Here is a 15525-nt window from a genome sequence, read left to right as displayed (position 1 = left end):
GGGCAGCCCCTACAGGTAGAACGGAACGGTCGTGCGGACGACGAAGCCGTGGGGGCTCGACGGCTCGCGGCGCAGCACCACGCGCGCCGCGCGGACGTCGACGGGCCCGCGCCCGGCCAGCAGGTCGCCCGCCAGCTGGACCCGCCCCACGGGCTCCTCACGGGACGGCCAGGCGGCCTCGATGGTCAGGCGGGCCCGGGTGCCCTGGGCGAGCCAGCGGTGGACGACCTGCTCGTTGGCGGTCACCACCTGCTGGGTGGCCCAGTGGGCGGTCTCCCGGTCGGGGTAGGAGGCGGAACGGGTCAGCACGGGGACATCCTCTCAAATGACCTGGTCAGGAGCTGCGCTCGTACGGGATCAGCAGCCGGGTCATAGGTCGTTGAAGTTCCAGAACAGACCGACCTCGGTGTCCGAGACGACGACGAGGCCGCAATCCTCCGTGAAGACGGTCATCGGGCTGTACTCCAGGCTCTCCAGCGTGAAGTCGAGTGTGCCGGGCGCGCTGCCGGTCTGGCCGACGTTGGTGTGAAAGGTGGCCGCGTCCCCGTACCGCGCGAGGACCGTGCGTGCCATCGCCCTCAGCTCGTCCGGGGACTCGTCGAAGTAACGGAGGTTGGACAGGGTGCAGCCGCCCTCGGTGAGGGCCAGGAGCAGGTTCTCAGCACTGTCCCGGTCAATCTCCTTGAGGCGCGGCCTGACGTACTCCGGGGGGTGGGCGACGAAGGGCCACGTAGGGTTCCCCACACGTTCGGGGTCCTCTCCCGCGTCGTCGACGCGGGCCCATCCCCTGGGGTCTGGCACGGCCCGGGCCATCAGTGCGAGGACATCGAGCGTCCAGTCCTCGTGACCGCGCAGGCCGGTGGCGATGTACGCGGTCGCATCCCTGTACAGGTGACGTACCGCAGCGTCCCAGGACGCCTGTTCGGCGGACATGTGGTGCGGGCCTTTCTCGGAGGGTTGCCAGGGCTTGTAGGGCATCGACGTCATGACGGTGAACGGCGGGTTGCGGCCGCTGTCATACCTGATACGCGTGTCGATGCCGGTGACGTCGTACGCCTTGGCGTTCATGCCGCCCTCCTTGTACCCGGACAGCGGGTCGTTCGGGTCCACCGGCTGCTTGAACACGCTGCGGCCGCTGGTCTCGCCGTTGGGCGCCGTCGAGTAGAACGGCTTGGATTTACCCTCCTCCGGCGGCGGGCCCTTGATCCACGCCTCGATGGCGGCCTTGTTCTGGTTGAGGTTGTATTCCGTCAGTTCCTCCGCCCGCTGGTAGTTCGGGAAGGACGACGCGGCGCCGGGGTACGGCTTGCCGTACGGCCAGGCCTGGGTCGGCCCGTTCGTCTGCTGGTCCCGCAGGCGCTGCGCGAGCTGCTCGTCCGTTTTGCCGACGTGCTTGTCCAGGGTGTGGCCGTTCTCCATGTACTCGTTGGCGCCGAGGTTGAGGTCGTACTTGCCCGCCGAGTCGATCTTCAGCCGGACCTGCGAGTCCTTGAACTCCTCCAGGGCCCGCATCCCGAAGCCCTGCGCCCGCGCCTCCTGAGCCTCGAACTTCGGGGCGCTCCGGTGCGCCTCGTCCAAGGGGCCCATGAGCGCGTCGAGTTTCGGAACGAGCGCGTCGACCCGTCGGTTGTACTCGGTGACGATCGCGTTCAGCTTGGCGGTGTCCATGTTCAGGACGATTCCCTGGCCCAGCTGGCTCGCGCCCTTGGCGACCCCCTTGGCCACGCCTTTGAGGAAACCCTTGACGTCGTCCATGCCGACGCCGTCCTTGAGGTTGACTTCGACCTTGGGGATCGCGTCGCGCACGGCCTCGATGTAGACGTCCCACACCTCGCGGTTGAGGTAGACGGCCGCCTCGGCGAACTCGTAGAGGAGGTCGCTGACCTTCTGAGCCGTGTCGAACAGCACGGTCATCACGGGGTGGGTGGCGGTCTGCGAGGAAGAGCTGTCGTGCTTCCACTCGTAGCCCTCACGGCTCTTGCCCCACGCCGTCGTGCCCCACAGCGAACTGCAGAAATGACGCATCGCGTCGTGCCACTCGCTGTTGCTCTGCTGCGTGATGCTGCTGACGTTCCCGGTCAACCCGCTCTCCGCCATGGAGAGCGAAGTGGTCGTCGCCATCCACGCCTTCGACAGCGAGTTCAGGTAGTGCTGCTGGGGAAACGGATAGACCTCGGCGACCTTGCCCATCCGGAAGGCGTGCTTCACCACCGGCCTCAGCACGTCCCGGACCGGCTCGGGCACCCACTCCAGGACCCTGCGGATGAAATCGTCGCCGCCGTCGTCGTCGCCCCACTTCAGATCGGGCACGGAGCCGTAGACGGGCGGCTTCTCGATGACCTTCGGCAACGGCTGGACGACCGGTTTCGCCTTCCCGGTGGGGTCGTTGGCCGCCTCGGCTTTCGCGTAGGTGTTGGCCGTCGTGGTGAAGCCGACCGCGGCACCGCCGATGCTGACGACGCTCTTGGCCCATACCTCGAGGAAGCGGTTGCCCACCTTGACGTACGACGTCGCGAAAGCCTGGGGCGAGGTCCCGTAACCGCCGGCGTCCGGGTACTTGTGCAGGTCTTCGAGCAGGGGTCTTGGCGCCTTTGTCCACCACCGTCTGCCGGCTCGCCACACCTGCGGAGACGCGGTGGAGGTCGGCCGGCTTGACGTCGATGGTGCCGGTTCTGGCCCGGCGGCGGCGTCCCCATCAGCCGGCCCCCCAGCCGCGCAGCACGGCCTGGTGTGCCGCCGCGTAGTTGACGTGGCTCGTGGTCGCGCACTCGTGCAGCCACTTCTGGGCCGCCTGGAGGTCCTGCGCCGAGCGGTCCCACTCGTCGAGTTTGTCGACGAAGACCTCGCGGGCCTCTCCCTCCCAGGACAGGACCACCGGCACGACCCGGTCGTGGAGGTCGTCCAGACTGTCGTTGAGCTTCTTGAGGATGTCCTCCAACTCGGCGGCGAGCTCGCGGAGGGTGGCGAAGGAGACGGTGATGTGGCCGTCGTCCGCACTCCCGGTTGTCATGGTTCCCCGTTTCACAGATGTCGTCGCGGTCGCCGCAAGGGCTGTCGGAGGAGCCGTCAGAAGGAGTCGAGGCTGCTGCGCGGAGGGACGGGCCCGGTGGCCTCCGGGTTCGGTGTCGACAGCTTGTCGACCTCGCTGTCGATGTCCACCGTGATCGCCCGCAATTGGGCCATCACCTCGAGTTCCTGTTCCGTGAAGCCGTCCCGGCTCAGACGGACGGCCTGCTCGATGTGCCGGATCACTTCACGGATGCGTACGGCGTCCTCGGCCGCCGCCCGGTGGAACCCGCGGTACGCCGTGGCCGCCGGTCCTCGCCAACCCGCTTCGATGCGGTCGACGATCGCGTCCATCCGCCTCACCTGCTTGTCCAGGTGATCCTGCATGTCGTCGAGGTCGTCGGCCAGTGTGGTGAGGTCCTGGCCCGACACCTTCAGATCGACGCCGCCCTCCTGGCTCGCGCCTGCTCCACCCATACCCATGCTTACTACCTCCGCCCCCGTGACTTCGGCATGGCAAACCGCGTGTGCACGGTGATCGTAACCTCGTGCTCTTCCGAAGTCGGCGCCCGGCGGCGGGCCCGTGGAAGGGCCGTCGAGGGGCAGGCACGGCGCCTTCGGCCATGGGCGTCACCGGGCACCCGCGCCCCGTCCGTGCCACGCGGCCGGCGTCCGGGATTCGACCAGGCGGGTACCGATGTCCGAGGTGGGCGTTATTTTTGACGCTGATCGTCACGATGTCCTCGCCGCCTGTCACGGCGTGATACATGCGGCCTTGGCCTCCCTCTCGAAGCGTGCCAGGGCGGTGCCGCGCCAGCCGGGCGGCGCGAGAAGATCCGCGGTGACGGTCCTGACCGCGACGGGGCGCTCCAGATACACGTCCGTCCCCTGCCAGACGTGTCCCATCGCCCCCCTGCCCAGGATCCGCTCCAGCCGGCACCTGCCGCGCAGAATCCTGCCCGCAGCGAACTGCTCCACGTTCATGTCCGCCGGTGAGTCCCCGCCGTGACCCGTCACGTACGTGTGCCGTGCATCGGGCACCGTACCCGAGCCGGTTCCACGAGCGTTGGAAGCCTGGACGACCACCGATAAATGAAAGCGCTGGTTAACAGGTTGACACGAAAGAGGATCGCATACGATCATCGGGGCGGTCGGGCAACGCAATTCTCGTGTCCGACCACCCAGGCGAGAGGCGCGCTTGCCTCCCGACGCACGATCCACGACGACCAGCGGAGAAGACACCCCACATGAACGACACGTCAGCCTCCTACCAGCTCCTTCCCGGAGCCCCCGACTCCCCCGTGATCCTCCACGTCCCGCACTCCTCGCGGGCGATACCGGCGGCGGTGCGGCAGGACATCGTGCTCGACGACGCCGCGCTGGAGCGGGAGTTGGACCACATCACCGACTCGCACACCGCGCAGATCGCGGCGGCCGCCGCGGCGCGCTGCTCCACCACGCCCTGGCGCTTCGTCAACCGGCTGTCCCGGCTGGTCGTCGACCCCGAGCGGTTCCCGGACGAGCGGGAGGAGATGCTGTCGGTCGGCATGGGCGCGGTGTACACGCGGACCACGCACCGGGAGGAGCTGCGCCCGACCGGGTACGACGGGCGGGCGCTCGTGGCGGAGTACTTCGAGCCGTACGCCGCCGCCATGACCGACGCGGTGGCCGAACGGCTGGCCGCGGTGAGGCGGGCGGTGGTCGTCGACGTGCACTCGTACCCGACCGAGCCCCTGCCGTACGAACTGCACGGCGACGGCCCGCGCCCGCCCGTCTGCCTGGGCAGCGACGGTTTCCACACCCCGCAGGAGCTGCGGCTCGCCGCCGAGCGGGTGTTCGCGGGCTTCGGCGGTACGGGGATCAACAGCCCGTTCGCCGGTACGTACGTCCCGCTGGCGTACTACGGGAAGGACCCGCGGGTCAGCGCCCTGATGATCGAGATCCGCCGGGACGTCTACATGACCGAGCCGGGCGGCCCGGCCGGTCCCGGGCTGGACGCCCTCGCCGGCGCGCTCGCGGAGCTGGTCGACGCGGTGGGCGCGGCGTGACCGGGGCGTGAGCAGGGCGTGACCGCGGGCGCCGGACACGGCGCCGAGCACCGGGGGCCGGGCAACCGGCCCCCGAACATGCCAAGATGCATGTTCGCGGCCTTGGTTGACGGACCCTCAGCATGAAGGTCCGTCGCCGCGGTGAACGAGTTCAGGAATCCAGGACGGAGTCAGGCCACATGTCCTCCCCCGGTAGCGGTGACCGGGGCGGTGCCCCCGCCGCCCACGTGATCGACACGAGCAGGCCCCACCCGGCCCGGATGTACGACTACTTCCTCGGCGGGAAGGACAACTACGAGGTCGACCAGGAGGCCGCCGAGGAGTTCATGAGGGTGGCGCCCGAGGTGCGGGAGGGCGTCCGCGCCAACCGGCGCTTCCTGCGGCGCGCCGTCGAGCACGTGGTCGCCGAGGGCGGGATCCGGCAGATCCTCGACGTGGGCACGGGCCTGCCCACCGAGCCCAACGTCCATCAGATCGCGCGGGCCGTCGCGCCGGAGACGCGGGTCGCCTACGTCGACAACGATCCCATCGTCAGCACGCACTCGATGGCGCTCCTCGACGAACCCGACACCTCGGTCGTCCTGGCCGACCTGCGTGATCCCCGGGCCGTCCTCGACCATCCCGAAGTGCGCGAACTCATCGACTTCGACCGGCCGGTGGCGCTGCTGCTGGTGGCCGTCGTGCACTTCATCGCCGAGGCGGAGGACCCGGACGGCATCCTCGCCACCCTCCGCGACGCGCTCCCGGCCGGCTCCTACCTCGTCCTGTCGCACGCGACCGGCGACGTCCACGAGGACCGGCGGGAGGACGCCGCCGCCGTCTACCGCAAGGCCACCGCGTCCATGAACCTCCGCCCGCACGCCCGAATCCTGGACTTCTTCGGCGACTTCACCCTGATCGACCCCGGCCTGGTCCGCGTCACCGACTGGCGCCCCGAGGAGCCACCGCGGCCCGACCAGCCGGCGATCGGCATCTACGGCGGAGTGGCCAGGAAGGACTCCTGACCCGGTCGGCCCGACGGTTCCGTCCCGACAGTTCGGTTCCGGCAGTTCCGTACCGACAGTCCTCGCTGATGACCGCCGAGGCGGTGGGGCTCCGCGTCCGGGGCGCCCTGCCGCCTCTCCGCCCGCTCTCCTTCTCCCTCTCCGCCGGGCCTCATCCGCCCGAAGCCGCGCCGTTGTCCACTCCGTGGGACCGGCGTCTCGACACTCATGTGCGGTGTGTATAGTCCCGCCCCATGGAATCCGGCGTCGAGCTCGTCAAGCGCGCGCACATCGACCTGCTCAGGGTAGCCACGGCGCTCTGTAGCTGATTCCGCACGCCCCGCGGGCGGCGCACGCCCGTCCGGGGCCGCGCCCGTCAGGGTCTGCCTCCCCCGTCCCACGTGCTTCCGGCGTGTCCGGCGTGGTTCGACGCTGCATCGGCACCACGTCCTCGGCCCCCGTCCCGTGGCCCTCGATCCTCGGTCCTCCGCCGTCGGTCCCACGTGACCGCGGGGGTTCCCCCTTCGTTCGCGCCCTTCGCCCCGGCGCTCGCCTCCCGTGCCCGACCGCCGTGCCCCCGGCACCCCTTGGAGATCTCATGACCGTGCGCCTGCACTGGTTCCTGCCCACCACGGGCGACGACCGCAACGTGGTGGGCGTGACCGCCCGCGACTCGCTCCAGTCCCGCGCCACCGCCCGTCCGCCCACCCTCGACTACCTCGCCCAGGTGGCCCGGGCCGCCGAGTCCGCCGGGTTCGAGGCGGTGCTGACCCCGACCGGCAGCGACTGCGAGGACTCCTGGCTGACCACGGCCGCGCTGATCCCGCAGACCAGTCGGCTGAAGTTCCTGGTCGCCTTCCGGCCCGGCGTCATCGCGCCCCCGCTGGCCGCCCAGATGACCGCCACCTACCAGCGGCTGTCCGGCGGGCGCCTGCTGCTCAACGTCGTCACCGGCTCCGACGCCGACGAGCAGCGCTCCTACGGCGACTTCCTCGCGCACGACGGGCGTTACGCCCGCACCGGCGAGTTCCTGCACCTGCTGCGCACCGCCTGGCGCGGGGAGGCGTACGACTTCGAGGGCGACCACTACCGGGTCGCGGGCGGGCGGCTGCGCAGGCCGCCGCTGGCCCGGCCGCCGGTCTTCTTCGGCGGCTCCTCCGAGGCCGCGCTCCCGGTCGCCGCCCGGTACGCCGACACCTACCTCACCTGGGGCGAGCCCCCGGCGGCCGTCGCGCGGAAGATCGGCCGGGTGCGCGAACTGGCCGCCGAGGAGGGCCGCGAACTGTCCTACGGCATCCGGCTGCACGTCATCAGCCGGGACACCGCGGCCGAGGCGTGGGCGGAGGCGGACCGCATTCTCGACGCCCTCGACCCGGTCGCGATCCGGGCCGCCCACGAGCGCTTCAGCCGCTCGGAGTCGGAGGGGCAGCGGGCGATGGCCGCGCTGAGCGGCGGTCGCACCGACCGGCTGGAGATCCACCCCAACCTGTGGGCCGGCTTCGGGCTGGTGCGCCCCGGCGCGGGCACCGCGCTCGTCGGCAGCCACGAGCAGGTCGCCGAGCGGATCGAGGAGTACGCCGCCCTCGGCATCGAGCACTTCGTCCTCTCCGGGCAGCCGCACCTGGAGGAGGCGATCCGGTTCGGCGAGTGCGTCCGGCCCCTGCTGACCCGGCAACTCAGCTACCTCTGAACCCTTTTGACCTTCCCTCACCTCACACCTCACCCCTCACACCTCACCCGAACTTCACCCCTCACCCGAACAAGGACTTCGCCATGCCCCGATCCCTCGACAGAAGGTCCGCCCTGCGTCTGTTCGGCGCCGCGGGCCTCGGCCTGGGTCTCGCCGCCTGCGCCGGCCCCGGCAGCAGCTCCTCCGACGCCGCGGGCGGCGCCTCCCCCTCCGGCCTCGCCACCTCCGGGGCCGTGAAGGGGACCGTCTCCTTCGCGCACTGGCGGGCCGAGGACAAGGCGGTGCTCGCCGGCCTGGTCAAGGCGTTCGTGAAGAAGCACCCGGACGCGGGCGTCGAGCAGGACATCGCCCCGTCCGCCGACTACCAGTCCACCGCCCTGCGCCGCATACAAGGCTCCAAGACGGGTGACGTGTTCACCGCCTTCCGGGGAGCCCAGTTCCAGCAGATCGTCAAGGCGGGGGTGTACGCGCCGCTGACCGGCACCGGCGTCGTCGACGCGTACCAGCGGAACCTCATAGGCCCCGGCGCGCAGGACGGCAAGCAGTACGGCCTGCCCTACCAGCTCGTCTTCAACATGCCGCTCGCCAACACCGACGCCCTGGACAAGGCCGGCCACACCGCCGCGCCCGCGGACTGGGACAGCTTCCTGCAGCTCCTGGACGGCCTGAAGGCCAAGGGCTACACGCCGCTGGCCTGGCCGGGCGGCGACTCGGCCAACGCTGGCCAGCTGCTGAACGTGATGGTGATGAACAACGCGCCGAGCGACGACGCGTTCGCCCGGATCGAGTCCGGCGCCCTGAAGGTCACCGACGACTGGTTCCTCGGCACGCTGGAGCAGTACGCCGCCCTGCGGCCCTACCTCCAGGAGCGGGCCACCGGGTCCGGCACCGACGCCGTCACCCGGCTGTTCGCCGAGGGCAGGGCCGGTCTGCTGGCCACCGGCTCCTTCCAGATGGCGGGCGTGCGCGCGCTCGGTGCGAAGTTCCCCTTCGACCTCGTCGCCCCCATCACCACCACCGCCGGGAAGGCGAAGTACGAGGGCGTCTTCAACACCACCTTCATCCTCGGCGTCAACAGCGCCTCCACGGTGCAGCCCGCCGCCTACGCCTTCCTGGAGTTCCTCAGCGACCCCGAGAACGCCGGCACCTACGCCAACGGCACCGGTCAGCACGTCACCGTCGAGGGCGTCGAGTACACCAACGCCGACCTGAAGGCGGTCGCGCCCTGGCTGACCCGGAAGACGCTGCTCGCGCCGCGCTTCCAGTTCCTGGACCTCGACATCCGCACGGCCGTCGAGAACGCGACCGTGGCGGTCGTCGGCGGCAAGAAGCCGGAGCAGGCCGCCGAGGAGGCGCAGCGTGTCATCGACCAGAAGCGGTCGTAGGCTGCGGCGCACGGCGCGGGCACTGTGGCTGTTCCCGGTGCCCGCCCTCGCCCTCTACCTGTTCTTCTTCGCCTACCCGGTCGTCCAGGGCGTGCAGTACGCGCTGACCGACTGGGACGGCTACAGCGCCGGCTACCACGACGTCGGCCTGCGCAACTTCACCGAACTCGCCACCGGCGACGACATGTTCCGGAACGCGGCGGAGAACAACCTCAGGCTCACCCTCACCGTCGTCGTCGCCCAGACCGCCCTGGCGCTGCTGCTGGCCCTCTGGCTGGTGCGCACCACCCGCGCCTCGACGCTGCTGCGGGCCGTCTTCTTCCTGCCGACGGTCCTGTCGTCGGTGTCGGTCGCGTTCGTGTGGCGGTTCGTCTACGACCCCGACGGCGGCCTGCTCGACTCGGCGCTGCGGGCGGCCGGGCTGGACTCCTTCCAGTCGGTCTACCTCGGCAACCCGGACACGGCCGTGTTCTGGCTGGCGCTGACCCAGGTGTGGTTCCACGCGGGCCAGATGATGGTCGTCTTCATCGCCGGGCTCCAGGCGATACCGAGGGAGCTGTACGAGGCGGCGGAGCTGGACGGCGCCGGCCGCCTGGCCCGGTTCCGGTACGTGACCTGGCCGCTGGTCGCCCCGGCCACCGCGATCGTCGTCGCGTACACCACCGTCCAGTCGTTCAAGGCGTTCGACCTCGTCCTCGGACTGTCGGGCAACCCGCCGGGCCCCGCCCTCGACATCCTCTCCACCCGCATCTACACGACGTTCTCCAACAACCAGTTCGGCTACGCGGCCGCCCAGTCGGTGGTGTTCATGGCACTCATCGCGCTGCTCACCCTGGTGCAGCGGCGGGCGACGGGAGGGGCGACCCGATGACCAGGACCGTACGCCCGATCGCGCTGGTGACGGGCGCCGCCGTCGTCGTACTGCCGCTGCTGGTGGTGGTGTTCGGCACGTTCAAGACGCTGCCGCAGCTGTTCGACGCGCCGTTGGCCCCGCCGTCGTCGCCGACCCTGGACAACTACCGGCGGGCGGTGGAGGAGGGCGGTCTCGGCGCCGCGTTCGCCAACAGCGCCGTCGTCACGGCGGGCGCGGTGACGCTGACCCTGGTGGTGGCGAGCCTGGCCGCGTTCTTCTGCGCCCGGATTCCCGGCCGGGTGGGCTGGGCCGTCTTCGGCGTCCTGGTCGCCGGGCTCGCGGTGCCCGCGCAGGCGGCGATCGTCCCGCAGTACGTCCTCTTCGACCGTCTCGGGCTGACCGACAGCCTGCTCGGACTGGTCCTCGTCGACGCGGTGACGACCCTGCCGACGGCCGTGTTCATCCTGGGCGGTTTCCTGCGCACGATCCCCGAGGAACTGTACGAGGCCGCCGAACTGGACGGGGCCTCGGCGCTGCGGGCGTTCCGCTCGATCGCGCTGCCGCTGACCCGGCCGGCCCTGGCCACCACCGGCATCTTCCTGTTCGTGATGGACTGGAACGACCTGCTCTACCCCTTGCTGTTCATCCGCTCCCAGGAGCACCGCACCCTGCCGCTGGCGCTGCTCGACTTCCAGGGCGAGTTCCTCACGCAATACCCCCTGCTGTTCGCGGGTGTCGTCATCGCCTCGGCCCCGGTGGTCGTCGTCTACGTCCTGCTGCAGCGCCACTTCGTGACGGGCCTGACGACGGGGGCGGTGCGGGGGTAGGAAGGGGGGGTGGTACGGGAGTGCGGGGTCGTGACGTCGCGGGGATGCGGGGGTGCGGGACCGTGACGTCGTAGGGTGTCGCGGCCTCTTCCTTTCGCGCCCTTCTGCGGCGGGCCCGCGCCCGTCACACTGGTGCCGCTCGGCACCGGTCCGGCCCATGTCCCGGGCGGGGTAAGCGACTTGGGGGGGAGCGGGTTTCGTGGTGGCACCAGACGATCCGTCCGACGACGAGGTGCGTGCGGCGCTCGCCGCGTCCCTGACGCGCGGCGGGAGCGGGCGTCCCGGCCCGCCGGCCGCGGATTTCCTCCTCACCCGCCTGCACCTCCTCGAGGGCACCGTCACCCGGCGCGTCGAGCGCCGCGCGGAGGAGACACGGCACCGGCCCGGCACCGTCGACCTCGCGGAACGGCCGGTCTACGACGTGCTGGGGGACTACGAGCTCGGCCCGCACGAGACGCCCCTCGACCAGCCGCTCGACCTGGTCAAGCGCGGCACGCCGCACCTCAGGTCCTGCGACTGCGGCAACGGCCGACGGCGCTGTGCCGACTGCGACGGCACGAAGTACCGCCCGTGCGAGCCGGCCCAGGTGTGCGCCGTGTGCCAGGGCGTCACCGCGTGCACGCACCACCTCAAGCACGGCGGCCTGCCCGGCACCCCGCCCCGGCCGCCCAGCCAGGGCCGGGCCCACCGCCCCGACGAGCGGGTGACCTGCGAAGGCTGCCACACCCCCGACAGCGCGTGCCCCGGGTGCCGGGGCTGGGGGAAGACCACATGCCAGGAGTGCCGGGCGAGCGGACGCATTCCCTGCGAGCCGTGCGGGCGTACGGGCACCGTCGAGTGCACCACCTGTAAGGGACACGGGAGCCTGACGTCCTGGACGGCGGGCCGGATCGAGTGGACCTCGCGGACCGAGAACGTGCCGCCCCCCGTCCCGCGGCCCCGTCGGGTGGCCTCGGAGCTGGGCTCGGGCGGCTGGCACACGAACCGGCTCGACGCCGGCGATCCGCTTCCCGACGACCTCTCCCCCGACCACCGCGCGGCCCTCGAACCCCACCTGCGCCGGGCGAAGGCGGAGAAGGACCGTCAGGTCGTTCTCCGGCGGCTCACGGTCGTCAAGGCGACGCCGCCCGGCTCCGGCAACCTGGAGTTCTACGTCTTCCGGAGCACCGACGGCCGGCTCAGCGTCCTGCGGCGGCTGTCGGAGGAGGCCCGGTGGAAGGCCTCCCTCGCCGTGGCGGCGGTCGTCGCCCTCGTCGTCCTCGTCCTGATCCTGGCCTCGTCCTGATCCTGGCCTCGTGACGATCCTGGTCCTCTGACCGGATGACCGGACGGCACTCCCGGGGCGCCGCCGCAGGGGTGGGACCGGCCACCCGGACGGCGGGAGGACCGGGGCGGGGCGGCGGCCGTGCGGCGGGGCGGGCGTGCCGACGGGGCGAACGCCCCTTCCCGCTCCGCGCACCCGCCTCCGGCTCCTGGGTCAGGCCGCCTCCGCCGCCCCCTCCCGGTGTCTGCGGATGATGTCCGCGTAGTGGCGTCCGGTGCCCTTGATGGTGCGCGCCTGGGTTCGGTAGTCGACGTGGACCAGCCCGAAGCGCTTGTCGTAGCCGTACGCCCACTCGAAGTTGTCCAGCAGCGACCAGGCGAAGTAGCCGGCCAGCGGGGCGCCCTTGCGGGCCGCGGAGGCGCAGGCCGCGAGGTGTCCGGAGAGGTACGCCTGGCGCTCGGGGTCGTCGACCGTGCCGTCGGGGCGGAGGACGTCCGGGTAGGCGGAGCCGTTCTCCGTGACGTACAGGCGGCGGGCGCCGTACTCGTCGGTCAGGCGCAGCAGCAGTGCCTCGATGCCGCTCGGGTCGACCTCCCAGTCCATGCCGGTGCGCGGGACGCCCGGGCGGCGTACGGAACGGGCGTACGGGGCGGGGCCGTCGGGGTCGTCGGTGACGGTCGCCGGGAAGTAGTAGTTCAGGCCCAGCCAGTCGAGGGGTGCGGCGATCGTGTCCAGGTCGCCGCTCCGTTCCGGGAGTTCGACGCCGTAGACCTCGCGCATGTCGGCCGGGAAGCCGCGGCCGTGGACCGGGTCGAGCCACCAGCGGTTGGTGTGGCCGTCCACCCGGCGGGCGGCGGCGAGGTCCTCGGGACGGCCGGAGGCGGGGTGGACGGTGGAGAGGTTGTTGACGATGCCGACCTCGGCGCCGGGTGCCGCCGCCCGGATGGCCTGGACGGCGAGACCGTGGCCGAGGAGCAGGTGGTAGGAGGCGCGGACGGCGGCCGTCAGGTCGGTCAGGCCGGGGGCCATCGTGCCTTCGAGGTGGCCGATCCACGCCGAGCACAGGGGCTCGTTGAGGGTGGTCCAGTGGGAGACCCGGTCGCCGAGCCGCCCGGCGACCACCGACGCGTACGCGGCGAAGTGCTCGGCGGTGTCGCGCTCGGGCCAGCCGCCGCGGTCCTGGAGCGCCTGCGGCAGGTCCCAGTGGTAGAGGGTGACGGACGGGGTGATGCCGGCGGCCAGCAACGTGTCGATCAACCGGTCGTAGAACGCGAGGCCCTTGGGGTTGACCGGGCCGTCGCCGCCCGGCATCACCCGCGGCCAGGCGATCGACATCCGGTAGGCGTTGGTGCCGAGCCGGCGCATCAGGTCGATGTCCTCGCGCCAGCGGTGGTAGTGGTCGCAGGCGATGTCGCCGTGGTCGCCGCCGGCGGTCTTCCCGGGGGTGTGCGAGAAGGTGTCCCAGATCGACGGCGAACGGCCGTCCTCCGTCACGGCCCCCTCGATCTGGTAGGCCGAGGTGGCCGTGCCCCACAGAAAGTCGTGCGGGAGTGCGGCGAGGTCGATGGTCACGGAAGTCCCTTCGGGATCACGGAGGTTGTTCACTTCACCGCTCCTGCCGTCAGGCCGGCGACGAGGTAGCGCTGCAGGAGGAGGAAGCCGGCCACCACGGGCACGCTGACGACCAGCGAGGCGGCCATGATCTGGTTCCAGTACACGTCGTTGAGGGTGGAGTAGCCCTGGAGTCCGACGGCGAGGGTGCGGGTGGTGTCGTTGGTCATGACGGAGGCGAACAGCACCTCTCCCCACGCGGTCATGAACGCGTAGACGGCGACCGCGACGATGCCGGGGACCGCGGCCGGCACCACGACGCGGAACAGCGCCCCGAGCGGGCCGCAGCCGTCCACCAGCGCCGCCTCGTCGAGATCGCGCGGCACCGAGTCGAAGTAGCCGATCAGCATCCAGATGGAGAAGGGCAGGGAGAAGGTGAGGTACGTCAGGATCAGCCCGCCGCGCGAGCCGAACAGGGCGATGCCGGTGGCGTTGCCGATGTTGACGTAGAGCAGGAACAGCGGGAGGAGGAAGAGGATGCCGGGGAACATCTGCGTGGACAGGACGGTGACCGTGAACGCGCGCTTGCCGCGGAAGTCGTAGCGGCTCACCGCGTAGGCGCTGAACACCGCGATCACCACCGAGCAGACGGTCGCCGCGCCCGCCACGACCAGCGAGTTCACGAAGTAGCGGGCGAGCGGGACGGTCGACCAGATGTCGATGTACGGCCGGAGCGTCAGATCGCTCGGCAGCCAGCGGAACGTGCCCGAGACGTCCGCGAGCGGCTTCAGGGAACTGGAGACCATCACGTACACCGGCACCAGCACGAAGCCGGCGAGCAGGGTGAGGAAGACGCGCCGCGACCACAGGAACGAACGCGGCGGCGCCATGGGCGGGTGGGGCGTCGGCCGGGGAAGGCGGGGGTCAGGCATCGGCGGGCCTCCGTCCGCGTGAGGTGACGGCCAGGTACACGCCGGTCACGGCCAGCAGGAACAGCAGCAGCAGGACCGACATGGCGGAACCGGCGCCGAAGTTCCAGGTGACGAACGAGGCCTGGTAGATGTGGACCGAGACGAGGTCCGCCGCTTCCGGAGCGGCCTTGCCGAACAGGACGTAGGGCGTGTTGAAGTCGTTGAACGTCCACAGGAACAGCACCAGGACCAGGACCTGGTTCACGGCGCTCAGCGACGGCAGGGTGATCCGGCGGATCTGCTGCCACACCCCGGCGCCGTCCAGGGCGGCCGCCTCGTACAGCTCACGGGGGATGTTCTGCAGGCCGGCCATCACGATGAGGAAGGCGAACGGCCAGCCCTTCCACACCGACACGGTGAGCAGCGCGTAGAAGCTGTTGTCGCCGATCAGCCAGAAGGACGGCTTGTCGGTGAGGTGCAGCTGGTCGTGCAGGACGTGGTTCACCAGGCCGTTGTCGTGCTGGAACATGAACACCCAGGTGATGACGGCCGCGTAGACCGGCAGCGCGTAGGGCACCAGGAACAGCGCGCGCAGCAGTCCGCGGCCGCGGAAGGTGTCCTGCATGAAGATCGCCGCGGCCGTGCCGATCAGCCAGCACAGCCCCACCGACAGCAGGGTGAAGGCCACGGTGACCAGGAACGAGTGCAACAGGGCTTCGCCGACGGGGGCGTTGAAGTCGACGGACATCGTGTAGTTGTCGAGACCGGCCCACGGGGCGGCGTCCCAGTCGCGGATGAAGAACTGGGTGAGTTCCTTGAAGCTCATCACGATGCCGATGACCATCGGCACGAGGTGGACGAGGAGTTCGAGGACCAGGGCGGGCAGGAGGAGCAGGTAGGGCAGTCCGATCCGGCGGATCCGTCCGGGGCGGCGGCGGGGGCCGTCCGCCGCTCCCGGGGAGTCCTTGCGCACGGTGGCCTGCTCGGTGACCGTGGTCGTCATCGTG

At 70.9% G+C, this 15525-nt stretch carries 16 protein-coding genes; 8 read left to right on the top strand and 8 right to left on the bottom strand.

Annotated elements, in window-relative coordinates:
• Positions 1-9: 9 nt before the first annotated feature.
• The 5 genes from AB0N31_RS21590 to AB0N31_RS21570 all read right to left on the bottom strand — a co-directional run bounded on the left by AB0N31_RS21590 (position 10) and on the right by AB0N31_RS21570 (position 3990).
• Positions 10-309: an RNase A-like domain-containing protein gene (locus AB0N31_RS21590; RefSeq protein ID WP_366059995.1), complete on the bottom strand. Its 300-nt coding sequence runs from the start codon at positions 307-309 to the stop codon at positions 10-12.
• Between the two features lie 60 nt (positions 310-369).
• Positions 370-2622 carry an RNase A-like domain-containing protein gene (locus tag AB0N31_RS21585; RefSeq protein WP_366059994.1) on the bottom strand — a complete coding sequence of 751 codons (2253 nt, stop codon included), beginning with the start codon at positions 2620-2622 and terminating at the stop codon, positions 370-372.
• Positions 2623-2695: 73 nt separating this feature from the next.
• Positions 2696-3010, bottom strand: coding sequence for a WXG100 family type VII secretion target (locus AB0N31_RS21580; RefSeq protein ID WP_366059993.1), 315 nt, complete (start codon positions 3008-3010; stop codon positions 2696-2698).
• Between the two features lie 56 nt (positions 3011-3066).
• On the bottom strand, positions 3067-3489 hold the full coding sequence (locus AB0N31_RS21575) for a WXG100 family type VII secretion target (RefSeq protein WP_366059992.1): 423 nt from the start codon (positions 3487-3489) through the stop codon (positions 3067-3069).
• Between the two features lie 270 nt (positions 3490-3759).
• Positions 3760-3990 (bottom strand): hypothetical protein, encoded by a 231-nt coding sequence (locus tag AB0N31_RS21570; RefSeq protein ID WP_366059991.1) that lies wholly within the window; start codon positions 3988-3990, stop codon positions 3760-3762.
• 263 nt (positions 3991-4253) lie between these two features.
• Between AB0N31_RS21570 and AB0N31_RS21565 the strand changes: the two genes are divergently transcribed.
• The 8 genes from AB0N31_RS21565 (at position 4254) to AB0N31_RS21530 (ending at position 12077) form a co-directional block, all read left to right on the top strand.
• Positions 4254-5054 carry an N-formylglutamate amidohydrolase gene (locus AB0N31_RS21565; RefSeq protein WP_366059990.1) on the top strand — a complete coding sequence of 267 codons (801 nt, stop codon included), beginning with the start codon at positions 4254-4256 and terminating at the stop codon, positions 5052-5054.
• A gap of 179 nt (positions 5055-5233) precedes the next feature.
• Entirely contained in the window at positions 5234-6058 is an 825-nt protein-coding gene (locus AB0N31_RS21560) for an SAM-dependent methyltransferase (RefSeq protein ID WP_366059989.1), read from the top strand.
• A gap of 233 nt (positions 6059-6291) precedes the next feature.
• A complete protein-coding gene (locus tag AB0N31_RS21555; protein WP_350328511.1) occupies positions 6292-6366 on the top strand; it encodes a putative leader peptide in 75 nt (24 codons plus the stop codon).
• Positions 6367-6635: 269 nt separating this feature from the next.
• Positions 6636-7727, top strand: a complete 1092-nt coding sequence (locus AB0N31_RS21550) for an LLM class flavin-dependent oxidoreductase (protein ID WP_366059988.1) — start codon at positions 6636-6638, stop codon at positions 7725-7727.
• An 83-nt stretch (positions 7728-7810) separates the two neighbouring features.
• Positions 7811-9112: an extracellular solute-binding protein gene (locus AB0N31_RS21545; RefSeq protein WP_366059987.1), complete on the top strand. Its 1302-nt coding sequence runs from the start codon at positions 7811-7813 to the stop codon at positions 9110-9112.
• Entirely contained in the window at positions 9087-9983 is an 897-nt protein-coding gene (locus tag AB0N31_RS21540; RefSeq protein WP_366059986.1) for a sugar ABC transporter permease, read from the top strand. Before AB0N31_RS21545 ends, AB0N31_RS21540 begins: the two co-directional genes overlap by 26 nt.
• Positions 9980-10792: a carbohydrate ABC transporter permease gene (locus tag AB0N31_RS21535; RefSeq protein ID WP_366059985.1), complete on the top strand. Its 813-nt coding sequence runs from the start codon at positions 9980-9982 to the stop codon at positions 10790-10792. Before AB0N31_RS21540 ends, AB0N31_RS21535 begins: the two co-directional genes overlap by 4 nt.
• 199 nt (positions 10793-10991) lie before the next feature.
• Positions 10992-12077: a hypothetical protein gene (locus AB0N31_RS21530; RefSeq protein ID WP_366059984.1), complete on the top strand. Its 1086-nt coding sequence runs from the start codon at positions 10992-10994 to the stop codon at positions 12075-12077.
• 192 nt (positions 12078-12269) lie between these two features.
• On the opposite strand, the gene AB0N31_RS21525 is transcribed toward AB0N31_RS21530, so the two are convergent.
• From AB0N31_RS21525 to AB0N31_RS21515, 3 genes are read right to left on the bottom strand one after another with little or no spacing between them, the layout of a single operon-like run.
• Positions 12270-13628, bottom strand: coding sequence for a GH1 family beta-glucosidase (locus AB0N31_RS21525; protein ID WP_366059983.1), 1359 nt, complete (start codon positions 13626-13628; stop codon positions 12270-12272).
• A 29-nt stretch (positions 13629-13657) separates the two neighbouring features.
• Positions 13658-14497: a carbohydrate ABC transporter permease gene (locus tag AB0N31_RS21520; protein WP_366060053.1), complete on the bottom strand. Its 840-nt coding sequence runs from the start codon at positions 14495-14497 to the stop codon at positions 13658-13660.
• A gap of 34 nt (positions 14498-14531) precedes the next feature.
• Complete coding sequence (locus AB0N31_RS21515; RefSeq protein ID WP_366060052.1) at positions 14532-15521, bottom strand: sugar ABC transporter permease; 990 nt, start codon at positions 15519-15521, stop codon at positions 14532-14534.
• Positions 15522-15525 lie beyond the last annotated feature (4 nt).

The organism is Streptomyces sp. NPDC051051 (genome assembly GCF_040682975.1).
Classification (GTDB): domain Bacteria; phylum Actinomycetota; class Actinomycetes; order Streptomycetales; family Streptomycetaceae; genus Streptomyces.
This window is presented reverse-complemented; position numbering and strand designations above follow the sequence as displayed.

Excerpts from the sequence above, each read along its gene's own strand:
- AB0N31_RS21580 (WP_366059993.1), bottom strand. The coding sequence starts at position 3,010 with ATGACAACCGGGAGTGCGGACGACGGCCACATCACCGTCTCCTTCGCC.
- AB0N31_RS21575 (WP_366059992.1), bottom strand. The coding sequence starts at position 3,489 with ATGGGTATGGGTGGAGCAGGCGCGAGCCAGGAGGGCGGCGTCGATCTG.
- AB0N31_RS21570 (WP_366059991.1), bottom strand. The coding sequence starts at position 3,990 with ATGAACGTGGAGCAGTTCGCTGCGGGCAGGATTCTGCGCGGCAGGTGC.
- AB0N31_RS21565 (WP_366059990.1), top strand. The coding sequence starts at position 4,254 with ATGAACGACACGTCAGCCTCCTACCAGCTCCTTCCCGGAGCCCCCGAC.
- AB0N31_RS21560 (WP_366059989.1), top strand. The coding sequence starts at position 5,234 with ATGTCCTCCCCCGGTAGCGGTGACCGGGGCGGTGCCCCCGCCGCCCAC.
- AB0N31_RS21550 (WP_366059988.1), top strand. The coding sequence starts at position 6,636 with ATGACCGTGCGCCTGCACTGGTTCCTGCCCACCACGGGCGACGACCGC.
- AB0N31_RS21545 (WP_366059987.1), top strand. The coding sequence starts at position 7,811 with ATGCCCCGATCCCTCGACAGAAGGTCCGCCCTGCGTCTGTTCGGCGCC.
- AB0N31_RS21535 (WP_366059985.1), top strand. The coding sequence starts at position 9,980 with ATGACCAGGACCGTACGCCCGATCGCGCTGGTGACGGGCGCCGCCGTC.
- AB0N31_RS21520 (WP_366060053.1), bottom strand. The coding sequence starts at position 14,497 with ATGGCGCCGCCGCGTTCGTTCCTGTGGTCGCGGCGCGTCTTCCTCACC.
- AB0N31_RS21515 (WP_366060052.1), bottom strand. The coding sequence starts at position 15,521 with ATGACGACCACGGTCACCGAGCAGGCCACCGTGCGCAAGGACTCCCCG.